The 5,535-nt window shown below is 60.0% G+C and carries 3 protein-coding genes and 1 pseudogene; 2 read left to right on the forward strand and 2 right to left on the reverse strand.

The window, feature by feature from the left end; translation table 11 throughout:
- Positions 1-242, forward strand: a pseudogene (locus AACS18_RS07830) (ABC transporter permease); the annotation flags it as partial.
- A gap of 265 nt (positions 243-507) precedes the next feature.
- Here the strand turns inward: AACS18_RS07830 and AACS18_RS07835 are convergent.
- Entirely contained in the window at positions 508-2,499 is a 1,992-nt protein-coding gene (locus AACS18_RS07835) for a bifunctional 2',3'-cyclic-nucleotide 2'-phosphodiesterase/3'-nucleotidase (protein ID WP_021230729.1), read from the reverse strand.
- A 361-nt stretch (positions 2,500-2,860) separates the two neighbouring features.
- Between AACS18_RS07835 and AACS18_RS07840 the strand changes: the two genes are divergently transcribed.
- A complete protein-coding gene (locus tag AACS18_RS07840) occupies positions 2,861-3,802 on the forward strand; it encodes a hypothetical protein (RefSeq protein WP_108614063.1) in 942 nt (313 codons plus the stop codon).
- A gap of 80 nt (positions 3,803-3,882) precedes the next feature.
- Here AACS18_RS07840 and mgtE read toward each other — a convergent pair whose 3' ends face one another.
- Positions 3,883-5,307: a magnesium transporter gene (gene mgtE, locus AACS18_RS07845; protein WP_181363427.1), complete on the reverse strand. Its 1,425-nt coding sequence runs from the start codon at positions 5,305-5,307 to the stop codon at positions 3,883-3,885.
- Between the last annotated feature and the right edge of the window lie 228 nt (positions 5,308-5,535).

The following is a 5,535-nucleotide window of genomic DNA, read 5'->3' on the forward strand; positions in this document are numbered from 1 at the left end:
TGGCAGCACTGGTGTTTGGCAAGTGGCGCCCCTGGAGTGCCTTGGCAGCCTGTCTGCTGTTTGGTTTCCTTGATGCAGTCGCCATCCGGCTGCAGGGGGTGACTATCGGTGACTTCGCGATTCCGGTACAGGCCATCGAGGCACTGCCGTACATCCTGACCGTGTTCCTGCTGGCCGGTTTTATCGGCCGTGCGGTGGCCCCCAAGGCGCTTGGCACCCCCTATGTGAAGGAGCGGGAGTAGCGCCCTTTATCGCGATATTCCCGACCACCCAGATAACAGCAGGCCCACTTCGGTGGGCCTGTTTTTTTATGGGCGGTATGGGGCAGACCAGCCGGGATCTGGATGGTTCGACAGAGGGAGGCGATGGCGTGAAGGGATAAACGGGCTGCGTGAACTACCGCAGGTAGCGGCTGGTGTACAAGAGCTGACCCTCTGCCTGCACCATCAAAAACCCCCTCGTATCAGGAGGGGGTTGTAGAGGTTATTGCCGGATTAACCCTGAGGCTCAGGGTGCCAGCACCAGCTTGTAGACGCCAAAGCCGGGGTGTTTGGCATCGGTGGGTGGCAGGGTCTCCACATAGTTCAGCTTGCCACCGGTCAGGGCTTGCGCCTCGCTGCGTGGCGAGCTGTAGATGCGCAGATCCAGATTGGCGGGCAGGGGGGCCAGCTGCCAGTTGTTGTCTGCCGGGGGCTCGAAACCGGCCGGATTCTTCTCTGCCAGATCCTTGAGGTATTCGGAGAGCACTTCGCGGGTTTCGAACTGATCTTCATGGACGATCACCTTGGCGTTGATGCCCGGGAAGTTGCCACCACCGCTGGCGCGGTAGTTGTTGGTCACCACGTAGAACATCTGGGCCGGGTCGATTGCCTTGCCCTGATAGGTGAGGTTGGTGATGCGATAGCTGTCGCTCACCTTGTTGCCATCCACATCGTAACGGGCGGGTTTGGTCACATCGACCTGATAGTTCACCCCGTCGATCACGTCGAAGTTGTAGGTGCGGTACTTCTCGTTCACCAACCACTGGGTAGCGGTGCTGGCAGCATCGATCTTGTTAAACTGGACGGCACTCTTCTCCAGCCACTCCTGTACGGTCGCGCCATTGATGGCGACCACCTGCAGGGTATTGGGGTAGACATAGAGGTCGGCCACGTTGCGCAGGGAGATATCGCCAGCCGGTACATAGGTGAAGTCGGTCGGGCCGTTGCGACCGCCACGGAATGGCGCGGCGGCGGAGAGGATGGGCCATTTCTCCTTGAGCTGACCATCCTGTTGCAGCTTCTTGGCATGCCACAGCTGGGCGTCGCTGACGATCTGGATGGAGGGGTCATCCTGCACCAGCGCGAAGAAGCTGTGGATCGGCTTGGTGATCTTGCTGAGGGGCTCGTCCAGCCACTGGTTGGCCTGCTCGTGCTCGGCAATGACCTGATCGACCACCGCCTGATCTTCGGTGCTGCTGGCGCTACTGTCGATCTTGCGCAGCTGGGACTGGCTGGAGGCCACTTCCCAGCGACCCTCTTTCCAGGTCATGTGCAGGTCGATGATGCCGAGGTGATTGCCCCAGACGCCCGGCATCACGGTCGGTACGCCCGCCAGGGTGCCTTTCTCGTTGTCCACATCGGTCATGTTGGGGTAGTCGCCCGGGAAGGTGCGGTGGGCATGGCCCAGCAGCAGGGCATCGACCCCTTTCACCTTGGCCAGCGGCAGGGCGGCGTTCTCCATCATGGGTTCGCGCGGGTCACCTATGATGCCGGTGTGGGCCACGACCACGACGATGTCAGCGCCCTTGGCGCGGATTTCGGGTACATAGTGTTCGGCGGTCTCGACCATATCGGCCACCACCACCTTGCCTTCCAGATTGCGCTTGTCCCACTGGGTGATCTGGGGCGGAGTCAGGCCCAGCACCCCGACCTTGATGGTCTGGGTATTGCCGTTGGCATCCTTCACCTGACGATCCAGCACCACATAGGGTTTGAACTTCTGCTTGCTCCAGTCGATGGTGCCCTTGCCATCACGGCTGAAGGCATCGGCCTGGAAGACGTTGGCGTTGATGTAGGGGTAGTTGGCCCCTTTCAGGGTCTCGGAGAGGAAGTCGAGACCGAAGTTGAATTCGTGGTTGCCCAGGTTGCCGACATCATAGCTCATGGTGTTGAGCGCCTTGATGGCGGGGTGGGTCTGCTTGCTCAGCCACTGCTGTTTGACCTGCTGGTCGTGAATATAGTCGGCCAGCGGGGTGCCCTGGATCAGGTCGCCGTTGTCGATCAGCAAGTTGTTGGCGTTCTCTTCGCGGGCCTTGCGGATCAGCACAGCGGTGCGGGCGAAGCCCAGCGAGGCATCCGGCTTGTTCTGGTAGTAGTCGTAACTCAGCAGGTTGGAGTGGATATCAGAGGTTTCGATCAGCCGCAGGGTGAGATCACCGGGGGCCTGAGAGTTGTTGTCGTCACAGCCGGACAGCAAAAAGATAACTGCCACCGCGCTCAGTTTGAGGGTGGTTTTCATTGTTGGATTCTCTTGTTATGGGTATGCCAGCGTGGTGCATTCTATCGACAGCAAAAGAATCCGATTGTGAGCAGGCTGGCAATTCGGGCTAATTACCCTCCTGTTAATAGAGTTATAGCTCTGATTTTAATCTCTTTTTTGTCTTGCTTCAGGGCCGCAACCCTCAATGCTATTTCACTGTTAGTCACCCTGTTGTCGTCACCGCTGTGCGGTCGGGGCAAGCGGCGCGGCCTGCCGCTCCTGCGAGGCTGTAATGGTTGGTTACAGATCTCCATTCGACTGATAGATGACCTTTCCCTTAAATTCAGCGGCGATTGATTGCATCTAAAAATTACAAAGCGACAGCAAGGAATAAAACCTCATGAAAATGCACAACAAAGCGCTGCTGGCCATCGCCTGCGCTGCGGCCCTGTCTGCCTGTGACAGCGAAAAAGCTGCCAACAGCATCGCCAAGCGGGTGCCACTGGCCCTGCCGGAGGCGGGTCTTTACCAAGCGAATCTGATGAGCCGCGACGGCGACAAGGCGACGCCGCGCATGATCAAGGATCTGGATGGTCTGGCGCTGGTCTACCCGAAGGGTGAAACCGTGCAGTATTGGGGTGTCTGGGTGGATCATCAGGTGGGCAAGGTCGAGACCAACAGCCAGTGGCTGGGTCAGGCTGACCAGAAAGCCGACAAAGACGGGATCTACCCGGTGCAGTTGATCCGCAACAGCGAGCGGCTCGGCACCAGCACGGCGCTCAGCTCGGTGACCAACGACCACAACCTCATTACCTTCCAAGATCAGCCGGTCATCGATCTGCAGGGCAAGGAGATCAAGCGCTGGGTTTTTGATTTCACCCGAACCGGCACCAAGTTCTCCGACAATTCCCCCATCTATTCCGGTTTCAGCGGTCATGTGGCGGTGACGGCCCTGACCACCAAAGCGGTGACCACGGCCAGCTGGAGTGCCACGGACAGCGATGGCTTCAGCAGCGACATGGTGGGCAAGGTGGATACCACCAACAACGGCGGCAAGCTGACGGTGGCGATCGAGTTTCCGGCGGCAGGTTGTACGCTGGTGGGCGAGGGGAGTGCCACTGCCGGGTTGAGCAAGCTGACCATGACCGGGTTTGGCAAGTGCAACTTCAAGCAATCCGCTGCAGCCACGCCGATCGAAAACCTCTGGAATGCCGCTCTGGCCCGGGCGATGGATAACCGCGTCGCTTATATCACTACCTTTACCTCGGATGCCAAAAAAGAGGCGCTGATCATCGGCTTCCCCGACACCAATGGCTTGCTGATCACCGCTGACAAGCGATAAGCAGCTAACGGCAGGGGTTGGCAAACGCGCCTGAAACAACAAGGGAGCCAGTGGCTCCCTTGTTGTTTTCAACGCACGGTTTACAGCAGGAACAGGGTCGCCAGCCCGAGGAAGATAAAGAAGCCGCCGGTATCGGTGATGGCGGTGATCATCACGCTGGCACCGACTGCCGGGTCGCGGCCGAGTCGGGTCATGGTCATGGGGATGATGACTCCCATCAGGGCGGCCACCAGCAGGTTGAGCATCATGGCCAGGGTCATCACGGCGCCGAGCGCCGCATCCTGATAGAGCAGATAGGTGGCGATGCCCATGGTGCCGCCCCACACCAGCCCGTTGATAAAGGCGACGCCGAGTTCCCGCAGCAGCAGGAAGGAGAGGTTGCCCGCCTGAATGTGCTGCAGCGCCAGCGCCCGCACTATCATGGTGATGGTCTGGTTGCCGGTGTTGCCGCCGATCCCGGCGACGATGGGCATCAGGGCCGCCAGCGCCACCAGCTGGGAGATGGTGTGCTCGAACAGGCCGATCACCCGCGAGGCGACAAAGGCGGTGCAGAGGTTGATGGCAAGCCAGGCCCAGCGGGTCTTGACCGCCTTGGAGACCGGGGCGAACACGTCTTCATCCTCGCTGATACCCCCCATCCGGCGCAGGTCGGTGTCACTCTCCTCATAGACCAGATCTACTACTTCTTCGACGGTGAGGCGGCCCATCAGCTTGCCCTTACCATCCACCACGGCGGCGGAGAGCAGGTCATCCCGCTCGAAGGAGCGGGCCGCCGCTTCGTCGTTATCCTCCGGATCGAAGGTGACCGGATCTCGCTCCATCACATCGCTCACCAGAGTGGCGGGTTTGTGCAGCAGCACTGTGGTGAGGGCCAGCTCCCCCAGCAGGTGGTTGCGCCGATCGATGACGAACAGCTTGTCGGTGTTGGCGGGGATCTTGCCGCGCAGCCGCAGATAGCGCTGCACCGTGGCCAAACTCACCTCGGGGCGGATGGTGATGATCTCGAAGTCCATCATGGCGCCGACGGTGTGCTTGCCGTAGCGGATCACCTCCCGCACCCGATCCCGGTCGGCGGGGGCCATATAGGTGAGCAGCCGCCCCATCAGGTTGCGCGGCAGGTACTGGCCCAGATAGATCTGGTCGTCGATATCCAGGGTGCGCAGGGCGTGCAGCAGCTCCTTGTCGCTCATCCCGCTGATGAGGCTGTCCCACACCGTCTCCGACGCTTCGACCAGGATCTGGCCGCGCTTCTCCTCCTCCACCAGTGCCCACAGGGCATGACGTTCATCAGGCGGCAGCGACTCCAGCGCATCGGCGACGTCGGCGGCGGGCAACCCGTTGACCAGCGCAGTGAGTTCGCTGGTCTGATCGCGTTGCTCGGCATCCTGCACCACCTGCGGATCGAGCAGGCTGTCGGTGAGGGCATCATCGCGCAGCAGCAGGGTGAGAATGCGGGATCTGTCTTCCGCACGCTGCCTGGCGCTGTTTTTGATGGGAAGAGACATGAAGAGGTTCCTGAGCTGGTGGCCATAGGGCCGAATAGCCATAGGATACCAGACTTAAAACAACAGGTTATGACGGCGCGCAGTGGTGCAGAGATTTATCCGGCAGAGATCGGGCGAGGGCTTGGCGCAGGCGCAATGGCAGGGGGAGGACGGTTTGGGGGTGAAAATAGCTAGATATAAATTTAATTTATGGGTTTTCCCTGAATGACCAAGCTTTAACTTATGGCG

Origin of the sequence: Aeromonas sp. HMWF015, from assembly GCF_963878965.1 — a bacterium.
In the GTDB taxonomy this organism is placed as follows: Bacteria; Pseudomonadota; Gammaproteobacteria; order Enterobacterales; family Aeromonadaceae; genus Aeromonas; species Aeromonas veronii.

What these genes read in the sequence shown, in the direction of transcription:
- AACS18_RS07835 (WP_021230729.1), bottom strand. Translation starts at nt 2,499, where the DNA reads ATGAAAACCACCCTCAAACTGAGCGCGGTGGCAGTTATCTTTTTGCTG.
- mgtE (WP_181363427.1), bottom strand. Translation starts at nt 5,307, where the DNA reads ATGTCTCTTCCCATCAAAAACAGCGCCAGGCAGCGTGCGGAAGACAGA.
- AACS18_RS07840 (WP_108614063.1), top strand. Translation starts at nt 2,861, where the DNA reads ATGAAAATGCACAACAAAGCGCTGCTGGCCATCGCCTGCGCTGCGGCC.